Origin of the sequence: Pseudothauera nasutitermitis (assembly GCF_004801295.1) — a bacterium.
Lineage (GTDB): Bacteria > Pseudomonadota > Gammaproteobacteria > Burkholderiales > Rhodocyclaceae > Pseudothauera > Pseudothauera nasutitermitis.
Map to the genome: position 1 here is coordinate 574,167 of NZ_SSOC01000005.1, position 22,281 is coordinate 596,447.

Sequence of the window (22,281 nt, forward strand, 5' to 3'; positions counted from 1 at the left end):
CACGGGGGGCGCACTGCAACTATGGTTGCGGGGCTTTCGAAAGCCCCGCAACCCCATGACCATTCCCCCAAAAAACGGACAACGCATCGAACTGGTGTGCCCAGCCGGCAGCCTGCCGGCCCTGAAGACCGCCATCGATCACGGCGCCGACTGCGTCTACCTCGGTTTCAAGGACGCCACCAACGCGCGCAACTTCACCGGCCTGAACTTCGACCCCGCGAGCATGCGCGAAGGCGTGGACTACGCCCACCGGCGCGGCCGCAAGGTGCTGCTGGCGCTCAACACCTACCCGCAGGCGCACAACTGGAGCGACTGGACCGCCGCCATCGACCGCGCCGCCGAGATGGGCCTGAACGCGGTGATCCTCGCCGATCCGGGGCTGATGGCCTACGCCGCCAAAACCCACCCCAACCTGCGCCTGCACCTCTCCGTGCAGGGCTCGGCGACCAGCTACGAGGCCATCAACTTCTACCACGAGCGTTTCGGCATCCAGCGCGCCGTGCTGCCGCGCGTGCTCTCGCTCGCCCAGGTGGAACAGGTGATCGGCAGGACACCGGTGGAAATCGAAGTGTTCGGTTTCGGCGGCCTGTGCGTCATGGTCGAGGGGCGCTGCGCGCTGTCGGCCTACGCCACGGGCGAATCGCCCAACTGCAACGGCGCTTGCTCGCCGGGCAAGCACGTGCGCTGGGAACAGACCCCCAAGGGCATGGAAACCCGCCTCAACGGCATCCTCATCGACCGCTTCGACGACGGCGAGCGCGCCGGCTACCCGACGCTGTGCAAGGGCCGCTTCGACGTCAACGGCGAGACCTACTACGCCATCGAGGAGCCCACCAGCCTGAACACCCTCGAACTGCTGCCCACGCTGGCGCGCGCTGGCGTCAGCGCGATCAAGATCGAGGGCCGCCAGCGCAGCCCGGCCTACGTCGCCCAGGTCACCAAGGTGTGGCGCGCCGCGCTCGACCGCGTGATGGCCGATGCCGACAACTTCGCCGTGCAGCCCGCCTGGATGGCCGAACTCAACAAGGTCTCCGAAGGTCAGAGCCACACCCTGGGCGCCTACTACCGTCCGTGGAAGTAAGCCGCCGCCCGCCCCAACCGGATTCGCCCGCACCATGAAACTCGCCCTCGGCCCCCTGCTCTACTATTGGCCGCGCCAGGCCACGCTCGACTTCTACGCCAACGTCGCCGACAGCGCGGCCGACATCGTCTACCTCGGCGAGACGGTGTGCTCGCGCCGCCACGAACTGCGCCTCGACGACTGGCTCGAAGTCGCCGGCATGCTGGCTGCCGCCGGCAAGGAAGTGCTGCTGTCCACCCAGGCGCTGATCGAATCCGAATCCGATCTCAAGACCCTGCGCCGCATCGTCGCCCAGCGCGATTTCGGCGTGGAGGCCAACGACATGGGCGCGGTGCGCCTGCTCGCCGAGGCCGGCCGGCAGGACTGGGTGGCCGGCCCCACGCTCAACGTGTTCAACCCGATCACCCTGGAACTGCTGCGCGAATCCGGCGCGCGGCGCTGGGTGATGGCCCCGGAGATGTCCGGCGAGGCCCTCGGCGCGCTGCAGGCCGGGCTGCCGCAGGCGCTGGAGACCGAAGTGTTCGCCTGGGGCCGCCTGCCGCTCGCACACTCCGCGCGCTGCTTCACCGCCCGCCACTTCAACCTGCAGAAGGACACCTGTGAGTTCCGCTGCCTGGGAATGAGCGAAGGCATCCTGCTGCGCACCCGCGAGGGCGAACCCTTCCTCACCCTCAACGGCGTGCAGACCCAATCGGCGCGCGTCTACAATCTGCTGGGTGATCTGCCCGCGGTACGCGAGCGCGCCCAGGTGCTGCGCATCAGCCCGCAGGGCGAACACACCGCCGCGGTGGTGGACACCTTCCGCGCCGCGCTCGACGGCAGGATCGACCCGGCCGGTGCCCTGGCCGCCAGCGCCCAATGGATGAACGAAGCGCCGTGCAACGGCTTCTGGCACGGCCGCCCCGGCGTCGAGCAGTACGTCGCCGCCTGACCTTTCGCACATTTTTCAGGACTGCCGCCATGCCCGCCCTGCCCACCTTGCCCAGTTTCAGCCGGCTGCAGGCCGCCGCGCGCCGCCTGCCCGCCTTCACCCTGCCGCCCGCCGTGGGCCGCCTGGTCGCCCGCCTGCCGCAGCAGCCGCCCGCGCTGGCGCTCAGCGTGGCACTCAATCTCGCCCTCGGGCGCATCCTGCCGCGCGACAACCTGCTGCCGCTGACCGGGCGCCGCCTGCGCCTGCGCGTCACCGACGCCGGCCTGACGCTGGATTTCGGCCTCACCGAACGCGGCTTCCGCCCGCAGCCGGCCGGCGGCCAGGCCGATCTCACCCTGTCCGCCACGGTGCGCGACTACCTCGCCCTGGCGCTGCGCGAAGAGGATGCCGACACCCTGTTCTTCAGCCGCCGGCTGATCATGGAAGGCGACACCGAACTCGGCCTGCTGGTGAAGAACACCCTGGACGCGGTGGATTGGGACGCGCTGGCCACCAAATGGTCGCCCGCCGCGCTGCTCGCCCGCCTGCCGCTGCCCGGCCGCGCGCGCCGGCCGGCCGACCTGTAGGCCCAAGCCGATAGAATCGGGCCTTCCTCCCCCCGGAACGGCCCGATGGCGCGCGCCTCCTCCAACCTGCCGCTGCATCTGGCGATCGCCTACGCGGCGCTGATCGCCTACGCCTGCCTGCACCCGTTCACCGGCTGGCAGGCCATCGGGCTGCCGCCCTTCGACTATCTCACCGCGCCCTGGCCACGCTATTACCGCGTCGAGGACATCGTCCTCAACGTGCTCGGCTATGTGCCGCTGGGTTTTGTTCTGGCCGCCGGGCTGGCCCGCCGCCTGGGGCCGTTCGGACGCATCCTGGCCACTGTGCTGCTCGCCGGCCTGCTCAGCCTGGCGCTGGAAACCACGCAGAACTACCTGCCCACGCGGGTGGCTTCCAACCTCGACCTGGGCTTCAACCTGCTCGGTGGCCTGATCGGCGCATTCTTCGGCAGCCTGTGGGGCAGCGCGCTGTTCGCCCCGCAGGGTGGGCTGCAGCGCTGGCGCGGACGGCGCTTCATCGGCGGGCACACCGGCGACGCCGGGCTGATCCTGCTGGCGCTGTGGCTGCTCACCCAGTTCACCGCGGACGGCCTGCTGTTCGGCAGCGGCGACCTGCGCCAGGCGCTCGATCTGCCCAATCCGGTGGCCTTCGCGCCGGAGCGCTTCATCCTCCTGGAAGCTGCGCACGTCGCCGCCACGCTGGTCGGCGTCGGCCTGTTCGTACGCTGCATCATGCTGGCGCCCAGCGTATGGCCCATCCTGCTGTTGTTCGCACTGGCGCTGGGCGCCACCACGCTGGCCACTTTCAGCTTCTTCTCGGCCGACGAACCCCTCGCCTGGCTGACCCCCGGCGCCCGCCGGGGGCTGGCGATCGGCGTGCCGCTGCTCGGCATCAGCCTGCTGCTGCCACGCGTGGTGCAGCACGCGCTGGCCGGCATGGCCATCCTGGCCGCCACCGCGCTGGTCAATCTGATGCCGGAAAACCCCTACCTGTCCTTCCGCCACCCGGCCGGCGGGCACTTTCTCAATTTCCACGGTCTGACCGGAGTGGCCGCCGCGGCCTGGCCCTTCCTCGCCCTCGCCTACCTGTCGGCGCTCGGCCTGTGGCGCGGCGAGCACCTGGCCGACGGACGGCGCATATAATCGGGCGGTTCCCCCGGAGTCCGCATGAGCTACTTCAAACACCACGTCTTCTTCTGCTGCAACCAGCGCAAGCCCGGCGAGACCAGCTGCAACGACCATCACGCCACCGAGATGCAGACCTACGCCAAGGACCGCATTGCCGCGCTCGGCCTCAAGGGGCGCGGCAACGTGCGCATCAACAAGGCCGGCTGTCTCGGGCGCTGCGACGATGGCCCGGTACTGGTGGTGTACCCCGACGAGACCTGGTACACCTACGTGGACCGCGAGGACATCGACGAAATCATCGAATCCCATCTGGCGAACGGCCGGGTGGTCGAGCGCCTGCGCCTGCCGGAGGCCCCATGAGCCGGCCCGCCCCCACCGAGAACGCCCTGCTGCGCGGCGCGGCCGGCGCGCTGGATGTGCTGATCGACGTGCCCGCCGAGGTGCGCGGCATCGCCGTGGTGTGCCACCCGCATCCGCTGTACGGCGGCGCCAACACCAACAAGGTCACCCATACGCTGGCACGCGCCTTCCGCGAACTGGGCTACGCCGTGCTGCGCCCCAACTTCCGCGGCGTGGGCAAGAGCGAGGGCAGCCATGACCTGGGCAATGGCGAGACCGAGGACACGCTGGCGGTGGTCGAATGGGCACGCCAGCGCTGGGGCGATCTGCCGCTGGCGCTGGGCGGCTTTTCCTTCGGCAGCTACGTGCAGTGCCGGGTCGCCAACCAGCTGGCCGGCGACGCGTACCGGGCGGAGCGCTTCGCGCTGGTCGGCATGGCCGCCGGCAACGCGGCCGACGGCGCCCGGCAGTACGACACGCCGCCGCTGCCCGCCGGCCTTTCCAGCCTGATCATCCACGGCGAGAACGACGAGACCGTGCCGCTCGCCAACGTGCTCGACTGGGCCCGGCCGCAGGAACTGCCGGTGGTGGTGGTGCCGGGCGCGGACCACTTCTTCCACGGCAAGCTGCATCTGATCCGCGACTTCGTCGCGCGCGTCTGGGCGCCGCGCTGAGCGCGGCCGCCCGCACCCGGAGGAATCCACGATGAAACTGTTCGCCTCGCTGACCAGCCCCTATGCCCGCAAGATCCGCATCCTGCTGGCGGAAAAAGCCCTGCTCTGCGAACTGGTCGTCGACTCCCCCTGGGAGGCCAACACCCGCATCCCCACGGTCAATCCGCTGGGCAAGGTGCCGGTGCTGATCACCGACGACGGCGAAACCTTTTTCGACTCCCCGGTGATCGCCGGCTATCTGGAGACCCTGGACGCGCCGCCCGCGATGCTGCCCGCCGACCGCCTGGAAGCTGTGCGCGTGCGCCAGAACGAGGCACTGGCCGACGGCATCACCGACGCGGCGGTGGCCGCGCTGCTGGAATCCAGGCGCCCCGACGGGCAGCGCAGCGGCGCGGAGATCGCCCGCCAGCAGGACAAGATCGAACGCTCGCTGGCCGAACTCGAACGCCGCCTGGACGGACGCCCCTGGTTGCACGGCGACGCCCTGTCGCTCGCCGACGTGTCCGCCGGCGTGGCGCTGGCCTATCTGGACCTGCGCCACCCGGATGTGGACTGGCGCACCCGCCACCCCGGCCTGCGAGCCTACGCCGAACGCCTGTTCGCCCGCCCGAGCTTCGCCGCCAGCGTGCCGCCGGTGGGCTGAGCGTGCAAGGAGAATCCGCCATGCCCGACCATGTCCTGCTGGTGATGACCAGCGCGCCCAATGCCGACAGCGCGCGGCAGATCGCCCGCGCGCTGGTGGATGCGCGCCTGGCCGCCTGCGTGAACATCCTGTCGCCCTGCCAGTCGATCTACCGCTGGCAGGGCGCAGTGGAAGAGGCCGCCGAGGTGCCGCTGGCGATCAAGACCACCGCCGCGCACTACACCGCCGTCGAAGCGGCGATCCGCCTCGCGCACCCCTACGAACTTCCGGAGATCGTCGCGGTCCCTGTGGAGCGCGGCCTGCCCGGCTATCTGGCCTGGGTGGCGGAAGAAACCCAGCCGCCGCGCACGGAAGACTGAAACGCACGCCCCCGACAACCCGCCGCTCCCGCCTGTATCCACAATGTTCCGCCTGCCGTTCCTCGCCGCCCTGGTCGCCCTGCTGACCGCCTTCGCCCCGGGTGCGCACGCCCAGGGCTCGCCCATCGAGCCGGAAAAGGCCTTCGCCATGAGCGCGCACGCGCTCGACCCGCACACCGTGCAGGTCGATTTCCGCGTGCACAAAGACTACTACCTGTACGGCGACAAGTTCCGCTTCGTCACCGACCCGCCCGAGGTCCGGCTCGGCGAGCCGGTGCGCGCGCAGGGCGAGATGAAGAACGACGAGTTCTTCGGCCTGGTCGAGACCCTGCGCGGCCCGGTGTCCATCCTGCTGCCGGTGGAAAGCGTGCCCGACGGCCTTACCGCCTTCCGCCTCACCGTCAGCAGCCAGGGCTGCTGGGACGGCGGCATCTGCTACCCACCCACGCCGCAGAGCACGCAGATCGATCTGGCCAACCCCGGTGGCGGAGGCGGCAAGAACCTGCTGCAACGCGCGCTGGGTGGCATCTCCGCCCAGGGAAGCCCGGCGCCGGCCGCCGCGTCCGCCGACGGCGGGGACGAAAGCGGGCGCATCGCCGGCCTGCTCTCCGGCGCCAGCCTGCCGCTGGTGCTGGCGAGCTTCTTCGGCTTCGGCCTGCTGCTGGCGTTCACCCCCTGCCACTTCCCGATGATCCCCATCCTCTCGGGCATCATCGTCGGCCAGGGCACGGACATCTCGCGCATGCGCGCCCTCGGCCTGTCGCTGGCCTACGTGCTGGGCATGGCGGTGACCTACGCCGCCGCCGGGGTGGCCGCCGGGCTGTCCGGCACCTTGCTGTCGGCGGCACTGCAGAACGTCTGGGTACTGGGCGCCTTTGCATTGGTATTCGTGCTGCTGGCGCTGTCCATGTTCGGCTTCTACGAACTGCAACTGCCCACTGCCCTGCAAAGCCGGCTGGCCGACCGCGCCACCCACCGCAAGGGCGGCAGCGTGGGTGGCGTGGTGGTGATGGGCGCGCTCTCCGCGCTCATCGTCGGCCCCTGCGTGGCCGCGCCGCTGGCCGGCGCGCTGCTGTACATCGCGCAGACCGGCGACGCGCTGCTCGGCGGCCTGGCGCTGTTCGTCATGGCGCTGGGCACCGGCGTGCCGCTGCTCGCCGTCGGCGTGGCCGCGCGCAGCGCGCTGCCCAAGGCCGGACCGTGGATGGAAGGCGTCAAGAAGGCCTTCGGGGTGATGCTGCTGGCGGTGGCCATCTGGCTGCTCACGCCGGTGGTGCCAGCGTTGTTCACCATGCTGGCGTGGGCCGCGCTGCTGCTGATTTCCGCCATCTTCCTGCATGCGCTGGACCCGCTGCCGCCCAACGCGCACGGCTGGCAACGCTTCTGGAAGGGATTCGGGGTGATCCTGCTGCTGGCCGGCGCGGCCCTGCTGGCAGGCGCGCTGGCCGGCTCCCGCGATCCGTTGCAGCCGCTCGCCGTGCTGCGCGCCGAGGCCGCCACGCGGACCGCCGCGCCGGTGTTCGAACGGGTGGATTCGGTGGCCGAACTGGATGCCCGCCTGGCCGCCAGCGACCGCCCGGTGATGCTCGACTTCTACGCCGACTGGTGCGTGTCGTGCAAGGAAATGGAGCGCTACACCTTTACCGATCCGGCGGTGGCCGCACGCATGGAGCGCATGCTGCTGCTGAAGGCCGACGTGACTGCCAACACCGACGAGCACAAGGCGCTGCTGCGCCGCTTCAGCCTGTTCGGCCCGCCGGGCACCATCTTCTTCGACGCCGCCGGACAGGAGCGCGACGGCCTGCGCGTGGTCGGCTTCATGAAGGCCGGGCCGTTCGGCGAGATTCTCGACCGCGCGCTGCGGTAGGAGCGGGCGAGCCCGCGATACGGCGGAGCTTTCCTCGCAGGCCGCATCGCGGCCAAGGCCGCTCCCACGGGCGCGGCACGCGCCGCGCGTTTGCCCTACAATTGCGCCTTCCCCAATCCGTACGGACCCCCCATGTTTTCCGGAATCGTGGCCGCCCTCGGCCGTATCGAACAGATCGAGCCGCTCGAAGATGGCGTGCGCCTGACGGTGGACGCCGGCGGGCTGGACCTCTCCGACGTCGCCATCGGCGACAGCATCGCCAACAGCGGCGTATGCCTGACCGTGGTGGCGCGCGACGGCGGGCGGGTCAACTTCGACGTTTCCCGCGAAACGCTGAACTGCACCGTGGGGCTGGAGCGGGTGGGCAACGAAGTGAATCTGGAAAAGGCGCTGCGCCTCGCCGACCGCCTGGGCGGCCATCTGGTCACCGGCCACGTCGATGGCGTGGGCGAGGTGCTGAAGTTCGCCCCGGTGGGCGAGAGCCACGAACTGGTGATCCGCGCCCCCGCCGCGCTGGCCGGCTACATCGCGCGCAAGGGCTCGGTCACCGTCAACGGCGTGAGCCTGACCGTGAACCGGGTGGAGCGCACGGATTTCTCCATCAACCTGATCCCGCACACCGTCGCGGTGACCAACCTCAAGCACCTCGCCGCCGGCAGCCGGGTGAATCTGGAAATCGACCTGATCGCCCGCTACGTCGAGCGCATGCAGGCCTGGCGCGAGGAGGAAGCACAATGAGCGCGCTGTCGCCGATCACCGAAATCATCGAGGACATCCGTGCCGGGCGCATGGTCATCCTGGTCGACGAGGAAGACCGCGAGAACGAGGGTGACGTGGTGCTCGCCGCCGAGTTCGTCACCCCCGAGGCGATCAACTTCATGGTCACCCACTGCCGTGGCCTGGTCTGCCTGACGCTCACCGAGGAGCGCTGCCGCCAGCTCGGCCTGGAGCAGATGGTGCGCGACAACCGCACCCCGCACGGCACCGCGTTCACCGCCTCCATCGAGGCCGCCACCGGCGTCACCACCGGCATTTCCGCACACGACCGCGCGCGCACCGTGCAGGTCGCCGTGGCGCGCCACGCCAAGCCGGACGACATCGTCATGCCCGGCCACATCTTCCCGCTCACCGCGCAGAAGGGCGGGGTGCTGATCCGCGCCGGACACACCGAGGCCGGCTGCGACCTCGCCCAGCTCGCCGGACTGGAACCGGCGGCGGTGATCTGCGAGATCCTCAAGGAAGACGGCTCGATGGCCCGCCTGCCGGATCTGGTGCAGTTCGCCGGCACGCACGGCCTGAAGATCGGCGCCATCCGCGACCTGATCGAATACCGCGCGGCGCACGAGCATCTGGTCGAGCGCGTGGCCGACAAGGAAGTCGACACCCCGCACGGCCGTTTCCGCCTGTCCGCCTTCGAGGACAAGACCTCCGGCGACGTGCATTTCGCGCTGAGCCGCGGCGACATCCGCCCCGGGCGCGAAACCCTGGTGCGCGTGCATGAGCCGATCTCGGTGGTCGATTTCCTCGACCCCGCCAGCGGCCGCCACAGCTTCCCGGTGAACAGCGCGCTGGCGGCCATCGCCGCCGCCGAGGCCGGGGTCATCGTGCTGCTGTACCGTCCGCAGAGCGGGCAGGAACTGCTCGCCGGGCTGACCGGCGAGGCCAGCCCGCCAGCCAAGTGGGACCCGCGCCTGTTCGGCGTCGGCGCGCAGATCCTGCGCGCGCTCGACGTCGGCCGCATGCGCCTGCTCTCCAGCCCGCGCAAGATCCCCAGCATGGCCGGCTTCGGCCTGGAAATCACCGGCTTCGTCGACCCCGAAGCCTGAACAGAACCCACCCGGAACCCGAACCCATGTCCCGCTTCAACGACATCCACGAATACGATACCGACCTCGACGGCAAGGGCCTGCGCGTCGGCATCGTCATGAGCCGCTTCAACCAGGACGTCTGCGAGGGCCTGCTGTCCGCCTGCGTGGCCGAACTGGCCCGCCTGGGTGTATCGCCCGAGCTGACCCGCATCGCCACCGTGCCCGGCGCGCTGGAAATCCCGCTGACCCTGCAGGTGCTGGCGCGCAGCGGGCGCTTCGACGCGCTGATCGCGCTCGGCGCGGTGATCCGCGGCGAGACCTATCACTTCGAACTGGTTTCCAACGAAATGGGCGCGGGCATCACCCGCGTCACCCTGGACACCGGCGTGCCGGTGGCCAATGGCGTGCTGACCACCGAGGACGACGACCAGGCGCTGGCCCGCATGGCCGAGAAGGGCGGCGACTGCGCCCGCACGGCAGTGGAAATGGCCAACCTGCTGAAGGCCCTGCAATGAGCGCCGGCAAGTCCCCGCGCCGGCGCGCGCGCGAATTCGCCCTGCAGGGCATCTACCAGTGGCTGCTGTCGGGCAACTCGGTGCCGGTCATCGAGGCGCACATGGAGCAGGTCTCCGGCTTCGAGCGCGCCGACCGCGAACTCTTCGTCGCCCTGCTGCGCGGCACCCTGGACAACGCGGCCGACCTGCAATACGACTTCGCGCCCTTCATCGACCGCCCGCTGTCCGAGCTCTCGCCGGTGGAACGCGCGGTGCTGCTGCTCGCCACCCACGAGTTGAAGAACCGCCCGGAAACGCCCTACCGCGTGGTCATCAACGAAGCCATCGAGCTCACCAAGGGCTACGGCGGCACCGACGGCCACCGCTTCGTCAACGGCGTGCTCGACAAGCTCGCCGCCCAGTTGCGCGCGGCGGAGATCGAGGCGCTGCGCAACGAAGGGCGCTGAGGCCCCTCGCCAGTCAGTCCGCCACGGACGGGCCGGCCGCCTCCAGCACGCCCAGCAGCCCGGAGGTATCGTCGCGCCCGCCGCCGCGCGCCATCAGCGCGTTGAGTTGCTGCGCGGTACACGCGGCCACCGGCAGGGCCACGCCGAGCCGCCCGGCCTCGGCCAGCAGCAGGCCGAAGTCCTTGTGGTGCAGGCGCGATTCGATGCCGTTGGCGTAGTCGCGAGCGATCATCCGCCCGCCCATCATCTCCAGCACCCGCGAGGCTGCGGAACCGCCCATCAGCGCACGCTGCACGGCGGCCAGATCGACGCCGTGGGCGCGCGCCAGATGCATGGCCTCGGCGCAGGCCTGGATGGCATTGACCATGACCATCTGGTTGCACGCCTTGGCCACCTGGCCGGCGCCGGCCTCGCCCACATGCACGATGCGCCGGCCGAGCATGCTCAGCAGCGGGCGTACCTGCTCCAGCACGGCGGCCTCGCCGCCGGCCATGATGGCCAGCGTGGCCTCGCGCGCGGCCTGTTCGCCGCCGGACACCGGCGCATCCAGCCAGCCCACGCCGAGCGCCGCGTAGCGCGCGGCCAGTGCGCGCGCCATGCCCGGCGCGATGGTGCTCATGTCCACGTGCACCGAGCCGGGCGCGAAGCCTTCGGCCAGGCCGCCGGGGCCGAAAGCGAGCTGCTCGACGTCCGCGCTGCTGGTGACGATGCTGATCACCACCTCGCAACGCCCGGCCAGCGCGGCCGGCGTGGGGCACACGTGCGCGCCGCGCGCGGCGAGCGCAGCAGTGGATTCCGGCCGGCGCGCCCACAGCGCCAGATCGTGGCCGGCGTCGAGCAGCCGCCCGGCCATGGGCGCGCCCATGGTGCCCAGGCCGACGAAGCCGACCTTCACGCGCCTTCCCCGCCGCTCAGGCGTTCGAGCAGCTTGAGCACGGAAATCGAATCCTCCTCACCCAAACCGCTGCCCACCAGTGCGTTGAACATCTGCGCGGTGGCCGCCGCCGACGGCAACGCGAGGCCCAGGCGGTGCGCCTCTTCCATGACGATGCGCAGATCCTTCTGGTGCATCCAGGCCTTGAAGCCGGGCTTGAAGTTGCGCTCCAGCATGCGCTGGCCGTGGTTCTCCAGCACGCGCGAATAGGCGAAGCCGCCGAGCAGCGCCTCGCGCACCTTGCCGGCATCCACGCCGCTGGCGGTGGCGAAGTTGAGCGCCTCGGCGACCGCCGCCACACCCACGCCGGTGAGGATCTGGTTGCACGCCTTGGCGACCTGGCCGGCGCCGGAAGCGCCGATGTGGGTGATCGCCTTGCCCACCGCCTCGAAGGCCGGCAGTGCACGCTCGAAGGCCGCCGCCTCGCCGCCCACCATGATGGTCAGCGTGCCGGCGATGGCGCCCACCTCGCCGCCGGAGACCGGCGCGTCCAGCAGGCTCACGCCGCGCTCGGCGAGCCTGGCGGCGATGTCCTGCGCGGCGGCCGGGGCGATGGTGCTCATGTCCACATGCACGTGGCCGCTGCCGGCGCCCTCGGCCACGCCGTCCGGGCCCAGGGTGACCTGCTCCACGTCCGGCGCGTCGGCCACCATGCTGAGGGTCAGCGCGGCCCTACGCGCCACCTCGGCGGCACTGGCGCAGCCCTGTGCGCCCGCGTCGAGCAGCGGCTGCATGGATTCGCGCCGGCGGCTCCACACGAACACGCTGTGCCCGGCCTTGATCAGGTTGAGCACCATCGGGCGCCCCATCAGCCCCAGGCCGATGAATCCGACTTCCATTCCGTTCTCCTCTCTGTTCTCTGGCTTACACGGGGGTTCGGACGGATAATCGCCCGATGAACTACGCCCCAATCATCAAGGAAATCGGTCGAGGCGCCAAGGGCGCACGGCCACTCGACGCCGCGCAGGCCGAAGCAGTGTTCGGCGACATGGTCGACGGCAAGGTGCCCGAGCTGGAACTGGGCGCCATTCTCATGGCCCTGCGCATCAAGAGCGAATCCACCGAGGAACTGCTCGGCTTCAAGCGCGCGCTGGACGCGCGCACCGCGCAGGTGGCGGTGCCCGCCGGCCTGCGCTGCGTGGTGCTGCCGACCTACAACGGCGCGCGCCGGCAGGCCAATCTGATGCCGCTGCTGGCCCTGCTGCTGGCGCGCGAGGGCGTGCCGGTGCTGATCCACGGCCGGCACGATTTCGACAACCGCGTCAGCCCCTTCGAACTGCTCGGTGCGCTGGACATCCAGCCGGCGGCCGATCCCGCCGGCGCGGCCGCCGCCCTGGCCGCGGGGCGCATCGCCTGCCTGCGCCTGGACACCCTGCTGCCCGGCCTCGACCGCCTGCTCGCGCTGCGCCTGCGCATGGGCGTGCGCGGCAGCGCGCACACCATGGCCAAACTGATCGACCCCTGTCGCGGGCACAGCGTGCGCGTGGTGGCGGTGACCCATCCGGAGTACCTGGAGCGCATGCACCACTTCCTGCAGGCCGACGGCGGCCGGGCGCTGCTGCTGCGCGGCACCGAGGGCGAGGCGTTCGCCAACCCCCGCCGGCGGCCCGAGATGAAAGCCTACGTGGACGGTACGGCACGCATCGCGTGGCCCGGCGAGGAGGGTGGCGCCCCGCCGCTCGCCGACCTGCCGGACTGCCCCGCGGTGGCCGACAACGCGGCGCTGATCCGCGCGATGCTGGATGGCCGGCAACCCGTCCCGCGCCCGCTGCTCGAACAGGTGTCCACCCTCGCCGAACTGGCGCGCGGCTGAAATCGGCGGTAAATCCCGGGAAAACGTACGGGATTTACCCCGGCAGCCGGTCGACGGCCTAAAATGAGCAGTCTTGTTCGACCTCCACCGGAATCCCCTCCGATGCTTGCCCGCTTTTCCGCCCGCGCCTATTTCTCCGCGCTGTTCCTGCTTTGCGCGGGACTGCTCGGCTTCGGTCTGTATCTGCAGCACGCCGTGGGCCTCGAACCCTGCCCAATGTGCATCATGCAGCGCTACGCGCTGGCCCTGGTCGGCATCGTCGCGCTGATCGGCGCGCTGCACGGCCCCGGCTTCGGCGCAGCGCGCGTCTACGCAGGACTGGTCACCCTGCTGGCACTGGCCGGCGGCGGCGTGGCCGCGCGGCAGAGCTGGATGCAGCTGAATCCGCCGGAATTCCCCGAATGCGGACCGGGGCTGGAGTTCATGCTGGAGAGCTTCGGGCTCGCCGAGACGCTGCCGATGATCTTCCGCGGCGCGGGCGACTGCAGCGCGGTGGACTGGACCTTCCTGGGCCTGTCGATCGCCAACTGGTCGCTGCTGAACTTCGCGCTGATCGCCGTGGCGGGCCTGTTCCTGCTGTTCCGCAAGCAGCCCCGGCGCTGGTACTGAGCGCGGGCAGCACCGCCCCGCTCAGGCCTGTCCAGGTCTCAGCCGAGCACCTGGACGATGGCCCCGCCGATCTCGTAGCGCCCGCCACCCAAGGCGTGGCAGCGCTTGACCTCCAGGCGGGCGTGCAGCGGCGCCGCGCCATTCGGCGAACTCACCGACACTTCGATGGTTTCCGACTCGCCCGGCACGTAGGTGGAGTGCAGGGTCATGCCGCTGATGCTCAGTTCGATGCATTCCGCCTCGACGGTCACGCTGCCGGGCAGGTGAATGGCCGCCGCGCAACCCAGCGGGATGCGGCGGTCGAGTCGGCGTTCGGGAGGCGCGGAACGATCGTTCATGGCGGAGACCGAAACGGAAGTGGCAACGCCGCGATTGTAGCGCCCCCGGCAAGAATTCCGGCATGTTCGAACGGCATTTCTGTCACGCGGTGAACGCAGGAGGCGGCCCGCAGGCCGCCTCCTTGCACCAGGACGTGTGACGCTCAGCGGCCGTTGGCGCGCATGGCTTCGGCGAACACGGCTTCCTTGTCGATGCTGATCGGCAGCGGCGCTTCGGCCGGGCAGATGGTGTCCACGTCGGTGGCGCCGCCTTCGTAGCCCAGTTCGGTGGCCGAGGGCAGATCCTCGCGCGCCACTTCTAGAGTGCGCATCAACCGGCCCATGCCGGCCAGGGTACGCGCCTGGGCGATGATCTGGTCGGTGAGCGCGGAGGCGTAGGCACGGCGGGCCTGGAAGTACTCGTTCTCGGTATCGAGCAGGTCGAGCAGGGTGCGCTGGCCGATGTCGAACTGGCGGCGGTAGGCTTCACGCGCCTTTTCGATGGACAGTTGATGCTGGTCGAGGTACTGCAGTTGCTCGGACAGGCGCTGCACGTCGTTGTAGGCGATCGACAGGGTCTGACGCAGGTCGCGGCAGGCCTTCTCGCGCAGATCCTTGGCCTGGTTGAGCGTCTCGGCAGCCTGGCGCACGCGCGCCACATCCGAACCACCGCGGAACAGGTTGTAGGTGAACACCAGTTGGACCATGCCGTCGCGCGAGGTACCGCTGAGGTTGTCCAGATTGCGGTCCACCGCCTGGCTGGCGCGCAGTTCCAGGCGCGGATGGAAGGCGGCGCGGCGGGCATTCACCTGTTCCTGGCCGGCACGCACGTTCTCGATCGCCGCGCTGATCGCCGGACTGGCGGAAAAGGCCTCCTGCAGCGCGTCGGCAGCGCGTGCCGGCAGGGCCTCGGCGGTCAGGCGCACGCCGATGGCGGGCAGTTCGGCCGGCGGCGTGGTGCCCACGATGCGCTGGTAGCGCGCGCTCACGTCATGGAGGTTGGAGACTTCGGTGAGCAGGTTGGACTCGGCCAGCGCCAGACGGCCGGTGGCCTGCTCGAGATCCACCCGGCGGCCCACGCCGGCACCGGCGCGCTCGCCGATCTGGTCGTGGATTTCACGGTGCAGCACGTAGTTGTCCTGCGCCAGGCGCACCAGTTCGCGGTAGCGCAGCACATCCGCATAGGCGCGCAGAGCTTCCAGCGCGGCGCCTTCGGAGGCATCCATCAATTCGAAGTAGCGCGCCAGCTTGGCGTGATCGAGGCGGGAGACCTCGCTGCGCGTGTAGAAGCCGTCGTACACCATCTGGATCAGCGACAGCGTGGCGTTGCGATGGCTGAAGCTGTCCGTGCCCAGTCCGGGGCGGGTTTGGCGCTCACGGCCGGTGCTGGCGGTGAAGTCGAGCTGCGGGAAATAGCCGCCGCGCGCCACGCCCTGCTCCTCTTCCGCGGCGCGGAAGGCATGCCAGCTGGCCTGGACTTCGGGATTGCTCACGACGGCGGTGCGCGCGGCTTCGCGCAGCGCATCCGGCACCTGTGCGAAGACCGCCGCGGGCAGACTGGCCGCAACGGCCACCACGATCATTCGGCGAATCCTGTTCATGATGTTTCCAATGTAGTCAGATTGAATCGGCGCGCGGACGAAGCATACGCCCTCGCGTAATGGGCAGGCCGATCTTAGGGGAATCCCCCCCGGCCGAGTGCGAACTATTTGCCGCTTTCCGGGGGCTTTCTGCAAAATCTGGCAAACCCCTGCTGCGCATGGCGGATAATCCGGACTCATCCCCGCACGACAGGCCCGATGAGCTCAACCCGGCACTCTCCTGCAAGCAGCGCCCTGCGCCGGTTCGCCTGGGTGCTGTGCTGCGCCGGCGTGCTTTCATGGTGGATCGCGGGAGTCGCCGCGCCGGATTTCGACCGCATGCAGCGGCTGGCCGTGGAACGCTACGGACAACGCGCCGGCGAAACCGTGACGGCCTGGCGTGCGCTGCTCGCTGAGGCCGCCGAGACGGACGAGCGCACGCGTCTGGAGCGGGTGAATACCTTCTTCAACCGGCGCATCGCCTTCGACGACGACATCGTCGTCTGGGGTGAGCAGGACTACTGGGCCACCCCGCTGGAGACCATGGGCAAGGGCGCCGGGGACTGCGAGGATTTTTCCATCGCCAAGTACATGTCGCTGCTGCAACTCGGCGTGCCGGCCGAGCGCCTGCGCATGATCTACGTGCGCGCGCGCATCGGCGGGCCGCAGAGCACGATCAGCCAGGCGCACATGGTGGTGGGCTACTACGCCACGCCGGACGCCGAGCCGCTGATCCTCGACAATCTGATCGGCGAGATCCGCCCGGCCTCGCGCCGGGGCGATCTGTTCCCGGTGTTCAGCTTCAACAGTGAAGGATTGTGGGTCGGCGGCGCCAGCACTTCGTCGGCCGACCCCACCACCCGCCTGTCGCGCTGGCGCGACGTACTCGAACGCATGCGCGCGGAGGGGCTGCGATGACCCGTCCGCACGCGACGCCGCCCCACGAGGGCCTTTCCGGAGCATTCCGCCCATGTCCCTGATCAAGCAACTGTGGATTGCCATCGCGCTGGTGATGTCGCTGGCTTTCGGCGGCAGCCTGGTGGTCAGCACGCTGTCCGCGCGCCACTACCTCACCCAGCAGCTCACCGTGAAGAATCTGGACAATGCCACCTCGCTCGCGCTGTCGCTGTCGCAGCTGGACAAGGATCCGGTGGAGGTGGAACTGCAGATCGCCGCGCAGTTCGACGCTGGACACTACCGCCTGATCCGTCTGGTCGACCCGAGCGGCCAGGTGATCGCCGAACGCGTCAACAACGGGCCTGCCGGTGGCGCGCCGGAATGGTTCATCCGCCTGGTGCCCATCGCGCCGCAGGCCGGCGTCGCGCAGGTGCAGGACGGCTGGAACCGCTTCGGCACGCTCACGCTGGAAAGCCATTCGCGCTACGTCTATGAATCGCTGTGGTCCGGCATGCTGATGCTGCTCGCCTGGTTCGTCGCCGGCGGCGCGCTCACCGGCCTGGCCGGCACCTTGCTGATCAAGCACATCACCCGTCCGCTGGGACGCGTGGTGGAACAGGCCGAGGCCATCGGCGGGCGCCGCTTCGTCACCACCGAGGAACCCAACACCGCCGAATTCCGCAGCGTGGTGCGTGCGATGAATCTGCTCTCCGAACGCGTGCGCGGCATGCTCGCGGAAGAGTCACAGCGCATCGAACAGTTGCGCCGTCAGCATCAGCACGACGAACTCACCGGCCTGCTCACCCGAAACCAGTTCCTCAACCAGCTCGACACCGCGCTGGCGCGCGACGACGAACAGGCCGGCGGAGTACTGGCGATTGCCCGCCTGGGCGACCTGGAACGCCTCAACCGCCAGCTCGGCCGCCCGCAGGCCGATCGCCTGCTGCAGGATGTGGCGCTGTGCTTCGATGCGGCCGTGGGCGAACACGAAGGCTGGGAAAGCGGCCGCCTCAATGGCACCGACTTCGCCCTGTTGGCCTGCGGCGCGCAGGATGCGGGAGCGATCTGCCGGGATCTGCGCGCCCGCCTCGACGCCCTGCTCGACGGTACCGCAGTGGAGCCCGCGCCGCGTCTGCCGATGGGCGCCGCCGCCTTTACGCAGGGCGAAGCGCGTACGCATCTGCTGGCGCGCGTCGACGGCGCGCTGGCCTCCGCCGAGCAGACCGGCGAACGCGCGCTCTGCCTGGCCGACGCCGATCACGAGGCACCGCGCCACGCCGACCTGGCCGACTGGCGGCGCACCCTGCTCCACGCGCTGGACACGCACGGCGTCCAGCTGGGCGAGTACCCGGTGATCGGCAGCGGCGGGGAGCTCCTGCACCATGAGGCACCGATGCGCCTGCACCTGGATGGCGGCTGGCAGGGCGCCGGCTACTTCATGCCGTGGGCGGCGCGCCTGGGCCTGCTGGCCCGTCTGGACATCGCCGTGCTGCACGCCGCGCTGCGCAAGATCGGCGAAACCGGCCGGGCGCTGGGCATCAACGTTTCGGCGGATTCGCTGCGCGACGCGGCCTTCCGCAGCGAACTGTTCGCCAGCCTGCAGGCCCATCCGGCGCAGGCCGGACATCTGTGGATCGAGGTGCCCGAGTACGGCGTGCTGCGCCACCAGGCGGAATTCCGCGCCCTGTGCCTGGCGCTCAAGCCGCTGGGCTGCCGCGTCGGCATCGAGCACGCCGGACGCCAGTTCAGCCGCATCGGCGATCTGCACGATCTGGGGCTGGATTATCTGAAGGTGGATACCTCGATGGTGCGCGGCATCGATACCGACACGGGCAACCAGAACGTGCTGCGCGGCCTGTGCGTGGTGGCCCACGCCATCGGCCTGACGGTGATCGGCGAAGGCGTGAGCAACGAGGCCGAGGCGCGCACGCTGATCGGCCTGGGCGTGGATGGCCTGACCGGCCCCGGTATCCGCGGCGCCTGAGCGGCGGACGGGCAGCCGTCTAAAGCAGCCCGTTGTCGTCGTCGAGCAGGTTCAGCCGGCGGGAAGCACGCGCACCACGGCGCACGTTGAGTTTTTCCTGCGCGGCCGCGGGCAGATCGGTGAAGCGGATCACCGAACGCTCGACCAGCAGATCGATCACGTCCTCCAGCACGCGCACCAGGGACAGGTCGGTATCGGCCAGCCCGGCATCGCCACTGGTCAGGGCGCGCGCGAACACGGCCACGTCGGGCTCATCGCTCTTGGCCTGCGTCCAGCCCTCGCCATCCGGTTCGAGCGCCGCGGCGATCACCCGGCCCTGCTCGTCGCGTTTGATATAGACCATCGGCACTCCCCGCCCCACGCAAGAAAGCCCGTTACGCCCCGCCAGGGGCGCAACGGGCCCGAAATACCCGGCAAGCCGCCGGAGTGGGCGATCAGTCGATCTGGATCGCCTGCTTGTTGATCAAATCCTGGATGATCGCCGACTGGCTCGTCAAGCCTCCATCGATCAGCCCGGTCACCCCATCGAGAACGATCACCTGGTCATGCGACGCATTGACGTTGCCGGTGGTGCTGATGGTGAGCACCGTGTTGCCCGAACTTTCTTCGACCTTGAGGTAGTGGTCCAGGCTGCCGCTGTGTCCATCAAGGAGATCGCGCAGGTCCAGCACGTCGCCCTGGCCGAGGTTGAAATCGGTCACCCGATCGGTCGCCGGCTGGCTGTTGGTCCCCTGATCGCCCAGACGCCAGACGAACACATCGGCACCGAGGCCCCCGGTCAGCACATCATCCCCGGCGCCGCCAATCAGGATGTCGGCACCGTCGGTACCCACCAGCGTATCGTTGCCAGCCGTGCCACGCTCGATGTTCAGCGAGGTGCTGCCCTCTGCCGTGTCGGTTCCGTCGGCAGCCTTCGCCGTAACCGTCAGCGTCAATTCGCCGGAGAAGTCGCTCGGCACATTCATCGACAGGCCGCTGACCGACACTTCCTTGGTCACCGGATCCACCTGCACCGTGTAGGCGCCCGCGCCATCCAGCGGCAGCGTCCACTTGCCGGAACCGTCGTGCGTACCCGCCGAGAGCGTAATGCCGACCGGCACGACGACGACGAGTTCGGTGATCGACTCGGTGTGGTAGTTGTCCGTCGGGGTGGCCACGATATTCAGTTCGTAGCTCGACGCGGCCACGTAGCTGACCTGATACACCAGGTAATCGTTGTTGCCCGCGTAGTGCGCTTCTCCGACACCGGGGGTGGTGAATTCGATGGCAGCGATGAGCTTGCCGGCCGGCGCATTCCGGGTGATCACGCTGCCCACCTGGTCGTAGCCGCCCACCGCACTGTTGCCGTTCAGGATGACCGACTCGGACGTGCCGTCGGTGTAGATGAGCACGTACTTGGCATATTCGCCGGACGCCAGCCAGGCCAGGCGGAACGAGACCGATTCGGCGGCCGTCTGCAGCTGCACCCTGAGCACTTCGCCGTTGCCGATTTCCTCGCTCGCACCATCCGACGCACTCCCGGCCACGCCAAACCCGGTCGGCGAGCCGCTGCTGCGGACACTCAGCGTGGCCGGCTCGCCATCCTTGTAGGCGGTGACGGTGAATCCCGTCGGCGTACCGAGAACGTTCGCAGTGGTCAGGGTCTGCACGACGGAGCCGGCCACCTGCACATCCACGCTGACCTCCGGCTGGTCGGCCACCGGCGTGACCGTGATTTCCAGCGTGGAGGTGTCGGACTGCACACCGTTGGTGACGGTATAGGTCACCGTGGGCACCGGGCCGCTGTAGTCCTGCGCCGGTTCGAAACGGTACTCACCGTCCGCGCCGATGGTCAGCGTGCCCACACCGCTGATCGTCGCCGTGTCACCCGCATCATAGATCGCGGGATCGCCCGCCACGGAGAACGAACTGACCGCAGGCGTGCCGACGTTGGTATCCGTGTTGGCGAGCACGTTACCGGTCAACACGGCATCTTCAGCCGTGCTGATCACTTCGTTGCCGTCGGTGACGCTGGTATCCACCGGGACACCGGTACCGACCACCGTCACCGTCACCGTGGCGGTATCCTCGCCGCCCATGCCGTCGCTGATGGTGTACTGGAAGCTGTCGGTGGCCCATTCGCCTGCGGCCAGGTGCCCGAACTGGTTGTTGGTGTCGTAGCTGAAGCTGCCGTCGGCGTTGAGCATCAGCTTCGCACCGCTCGGCAGGGTGATCCACTCACCGACGGTAAGCGCGCTGCCATTGACCGCGACGATGCTCAGCGGGTCATTCTCAGGATCGCTGTCATTGGCAAGGATGCCCTCCAGTTCGGAGACATTCAGCGTATCCCCCACGGAAACCAGGTAGGTGCCATTGGCCACTTCCGGTCCCGTTCCCGCGAAACCGGTCAAGAAGTAGCCCGAACTGTCGCCGCTCGAATCCCCATTATGCACGGCTTCAAAGCGCACACTGTTGAACAGACGGCCACCGGTATCGATCGCGAACGTGCCGGAATGCGTGCTGTTGGTGAGATCGTTGAAACGGAATTCTCCGCTTGCAACCTCGACACCATCGAAATACGCCACCCAGCGCCCGATTTCGCCGTACCCGTTTTCATTGGAATACAGGTGGGAAACCGAGAACGTCGCCTGGTCGAGATTGCCGCTGAACTTCAGTTCGATCGCTTCGCTTTGACCACTGTTGTTACTCTGCAGTTGATCGGGTTCCTGATCAAGTGCACCACCGCGAGGGGAACCCTTCACACCCCGCATGTCACCGGACTGATACAACTCTCCCGCCGTACCGTCGGCCTTCCAGGCCGACAAATCCGTTAAGGAATGATTGCTGTCCGGGTTGCTCCAGCCACTGCCCAGGGAGCCAAGCGACACCGAATAGGGCTGGCCCGTGGGATCGTCGATGGCAACCGGCGGAGCGTTCAGGTCATAACTAGCAGTGTCGCTGCCGGTGGCGGTGTTGCTCGCGTTGTCCGTGGCCGTGGCGGTCGCCGTGTAGGTCACTTCCTCGTCGAAGCTCTCACCACTCAGGTCCACACTCCAGGTGCCATCCGGGTTCAGCGTCGCCGGGAACGGACCCAGATTGCTGCCGTCACTGCCGGTGATCGTCACCGACACACTGGTCGCGTGCTCACTGGTACCGGTCAGGGTGCCCACCCCCGCATCGCTGATCTCGAAGCTCACCCCGACCGTCGGCAGCAGGTCGTAGCCCGCGGTGTCCGTATCCGTCGCGGTGTTGCTCGCGTTGTCCGTGGCCGTGGCGGTCGCCGTGTAGGTCACTTCCTCGTCGAAGCTCTCACCACTCAGATCCACACTCCAGCTGCCATCCGGATTCAGCGTCGCCGGGAACGGACCCAGATTGCTGCCGTCACTGCCGGTGATCGTCACCGACACGCTGGTCGCATGCTCGCTGGTGCCGGTCAGGGTGCCCACCCCCGCGTCGCTGATCTCGAAGCTCACCCCCACCGTCGGCAACAGATCGTAGCCGGCCGTGTCGCTGCCGGTGGCGGTGTTGCTCGCGTTGTCCGTCGCCGTGGCCGTCGCCGTGTAGGTCACTTCCTCGTCGAAGCTCTCACCACTCAGGTCCACACTCCAGCTGCCATCCGGATTCAGCGTCGCCGGGAACGGACCCAGATTGCTGCCGTCGCTGCCCGTGATCGTCACCGACACACTGGTCGCGTGCTCACTGGTGCCGGTCAGGGTGCCCACCCCCGCATCGCTGATCTCGAAGCTCACCCCGACGGTCGGCAGCAGGTCGTAGCCCGCGGTGTCCGTATCCGTCGCGGTGTTGCTCGCGTTGTCCGTGGCCGTGGCCGTCG

The 22,281-nt window shown here is 69.1% G+C and carries 23 protein-coding genes; 17 read left to right on the top strand and 6 right to left on the bottom strand.

The genetic code is table 11. The features are described 5' to 3' along the window. The first annotated feature begins 55 nt into the window (after positions 1 to 55). The 13 genes from ubiU to nusB all read left to right on the top strand — a co-directional run bounded on the left by ubiU (position 56) and on the right by nusB (position 10,336). Entirely contained in the window at positions 56 to 1,081 is a 1,026-nt protein-coding gene (ubiU, locus tag E6C76_RS15925) for a ubiquinone anaerobic biosynthesis protein UbiU (protein ID WP_136349205.1), read from the top strand. 34 nt (positions 1,082 to 1,115) lie between these two features. After that, positions 1,116 to 2,012 (top strand): U32 family peptidase, encoded by an 897-nt coding sequence (locus tag E6C76_RS15930; RefSeq protein ID WP_136349206.1) that lies wholly within the window; start codon positions 1,116 to 1,118, stop codon positions 2,010 to 2,012. A gap of 29 nt (positions 2,013 to 2,041) precedes the next feature. Next, positions 2,042 to 2,578 carry a ubiquinone anaerobic biosynthesis accessory factor UbiT gene (gene ubiT, locus E6C76_RS15935; protein WP_136349207.1) on the top strand — a complete coding sequence of 179 codons (537 nt, stop codon included), beginning with the start codon at positions 2,042 to 2,044 and terminating at the stop codon, positions 2,576 to 2,578. 45 nt (positions 2,579 to 2,623) lie between these two features. Next, positions 2,624 to 3,700, top strand: a complete 1,077-nt coding sequence (locus tag E6C76_RS15940) for a VanZ family protein (RefSeq protein ID WP_136349208.1) — start codon at positions 2,624 to 2,626, stop codon at positions 3,698 to 3,700. 24 nt (positions 3,701 to 3,724) lie between these two features. Beyond that, positions 3,725 to 4,045, top strand: a complete 321-nt coding sequence (locus E6C76_RS15945; protein ID WP_136349209.1) for a (2Fe-2S) ferredoxin domain-containing protein — start codon at positions 3,725 to 3,727, stop codon at positions 4,043 to 4,045. Continuing rightward, the gene (locus tag E6C76_RS15950; protein ID WP_136349210.1) at positions 4,042 to 4,698 is read left to right on the top strand and encodes an alpha/beta hydrolase; all 657 of its coding nucleotides are present in this window, start codon (positions 4,042 to 4,044) and stop codon (positions 4,696 to 4,698) included. The genes E6C76_RS15945 and E6C76_RS15950 overlap by 4 nt, the downstream gene beginning before the upstream one ends. Before the next feature lie 31 nt (positions 4,699 to 4,729). Then, positions 4,730 to 5,341: a glutathione S-transferase gene (locus E6C76_RS15955; RefSeq protein ID WP_136349211.1), complete on the top strand. Its 612-nt coding sequence runs from the start codon at positions 4,730 to 4,732 to the stop codon at positions 5,339 to 5,341. 20 nt (positions 5,342 to 5,361) lie between these two features. Beyond that, entirely contained in the window at positions 5,362 to 5,700 is a 339-nt protein-coding gene (cutA, locus tag E6C76_RS15960; protein ID WP_136349212.1) for a divalent-cation tolerance protein CutA, read from the top strand. A 43-nt stretch (positions 5,701 to 5,743) separates the two neighbouring features. Next, positions 5,744 to 7,567, top strand: a complete 1,824-nt coding sequence (gene dsbD / locus E6C76_RS15965) for a protein-disulfide reductase DsbD (RefSeq protein WP_136349213.1) — start codon at positions 5,744 to 5,746, stop codon at positions 7,565 to 7,567. Between the two features lie 132 nt (positions 7,568 to 7,699). Further along, positions 7,700 to 8,305 carry a riboflavin synthase gene (locus E6C76_RS15970; protein ID WP_136349214.1) on the top strand — a complete coding sequence of 202 codons (606 nt, stop codon included), beginning with the start codon at positions 7,700 to 7,702 and terminating at the stop codon, positions 8,303 to 8,305. Beyond that, complete coding sequence (gene ribBA, locus E6C76_RS15975) at positions 8,302 to 9,393, top strand: bifunctional 3,4-dihydroxy-2-butanone-4-phosphate synthase/GTP cyclohydrolase II (RefSeq protein WP_136349215.1); 1,092 nt, start codon at positions 8,302 to 8,304, stop codon at positions 9,391 to 9,393. Before E6C76_RS15970 ends, ribBA begins: the two co-directional genes overlap by 4 nt. A gap of 26 nt (positions 9,394 to 9,419) precedes the next feature. After that, a complete protein-coding gene (gene ribH / locus E6C76_RS15980) occupies positions 9,420 to 9,890 on the top strand; it encodes a 6,7-dimethyl-8-ribityllumazine synthase (protein WP_136349216.1) in 471 nt (156 codons plus the stop codon). Then, entirely contained in the window at positions 9,887 to 10,336 is a 450-nt protein-coding gene (gene nusB, locus E6C76_RS15985) for a transcription antitermination factor NusB (RefSeq protein WP_136349217.1), read from the top strand. The genes ribH and nusB overlap by 4 nt, the downstream gene beginning before the upstream one ends. 13 nt (positions 10,337 to 10,349) lie before the next feature. Here nusB and E6C76_RS15990 read toward each other — a convergent pair whose 3' ends face one another. Together E6C76_RS15990 and E6C76_RS15995 are read right to left on the bottom strand one after the other, a co-directional pair. Next, entirely contained in the window at positions 10,350 to 11,231 is an 882-nt protein-coding gene (locus E6C76_RS15990) for an NAD(P)-dependent oxidoreductase (protein WP_136349218.1), read from the bottom strand. Then, entirely contained in the window at positions 11,228 to 12,109 is an 882-nt protein-coding gene (locus tag E6C76_RS15995; protein ID WP_136349219.1) for an NAD(P)-dependent oxidoreductase, read from the bottom strand. The genes E6C76_RS15990 and E6C76_RS15995 overlap by 4 nt, the downstream gene beginning before the upstream one ends. A 56-nt stretch (positions 12,110 to 12,165) precedes the next feature. On the opposite strand from E6C76_RS15995, the gene ybiB reads away from it, so the two are divergent. Together ybiB and E6C76_RS16005 are read left to right on the top strand one after the other, a co-directional pair. After that, positions 12,166 to 13,083 carry a DNA-binding protein YbiB gene (gene ybiB, locus E6C76_RS16000; RefSeq protein ID WP_136349220.1) on the top strand — a complete coding sequence of 306 codons (918 nt, stop codon included), beginning with the start codon at positions 12,166 to 12,168 and terminating at the stop codon, positions 13,081 to 13,083. Between the two features lie 102 nt (positions 13,084 to 13,185). Further along, the gene (locus E6C76_RS16005; RefSeq protein WP_136349221.1) at positions 13,186 to 13,692 is read left to right on the top strand and encodes a disulfide bond formation protein B; all 507 of its coding nucleotides are present in this window, start codon (positions 13,186 to 13,188) and stop codon (positions 13,690 to 13,692) included. A gap of 38 nt (positions 13,693 to 13,730) precedes the next feature. Here E6C76_RS16005 and E6C76_RS16010 read toward each other — a convergent pair whose 3' ends face one another. Both E6C76_RS16010 and E6C76_RS16015 read right to left on the bottom strand, forming a co-directional pair. Then, positions 13,731 to 14,030, bottom strand: a complete 300-nt coding sequence (locus E6C76_RS16010) for a PilZ domain-containing protein (RefSeq protein WP_136349222.1) — start codon at positions 14,028 to 14,030, stop codon at positions 13,731 to 13,733. A gap of 143 nt (positions 14,031 to 14,173) precedes the next feature. Further along, on the bottom strand, positions 14,174 to 15,610 hold the full coding sequence (locus E6C76_RS16015) for a TolC family outer membrane protein (RefSeq protein WP_136349223.1): 1,437 nt from the start codon (positions 15,608 to 15,610) through the stop codon (positions 14,174 to 14,176). Positions 15,611 to 15,808: 198 nt separating this feature from the next. On the opposite strand from E6C76_RS16015, the gene E6C76_RS16020 reads away from it, so the two are divergent. Then, on the top strand, positions 15,809 to 16,507 hold the full coding sequence (locus tag E6C76_RS16020) for a transglutaminase-like cysteine peptidase (RefSeq protein ID WP_230976288.1): 699 nt from the start codon (positions 15,809 to 15,811) through the stop codon (positions 16,505 to 16,507). A 52-nt stretch (positions 16,508 to 16,559) separates the two neighbouring features. Next, complete coding sequence (locus E6C76_RS16025) at positions 16,560 to 18,470, top strand: bifunctional diguanylate cyclase/phosphodiesterase (RefSeq protein WP_136349224.1); 1,911 nt, start codon at positions 16,560 to 16,562, stop codon at positions 18,468 to 18,470. Between the two features lie 19 nt (positions 18,471 to 18,489). On the opposite strand, the gene E6C76_RS16030 is transcribed toward E6C76_RS16025, so the two are convergent. Both E6C76_RS16030 and E6C76_RS16035 read right to left on the bottom strand, forming a co-directional pair. After that, complete coding sequence (locus E6C76_RS16030; RefSeq protein ID WP_136349225.1) at positions 18,490 to 18,813, bottom strand: hypothetical protein; 324 nt, start codon at positions 18,811 to 18,813, stop codon at positions 18,490 to 18,492. Between the two features lie 91 nt (positions 18,814 to 18,904). Further along, entirely contained in the window at positions 18,905 to 22,198 is a 3,294-nt protein-coding gene (locus E6C76_RS16035; RefSeq protein WP_211090247.1) for an Ig-like domain-containing protein, read from the bottom strand. Positions 22,199 to 22,281: the final 83 nt, after the last annotated feature.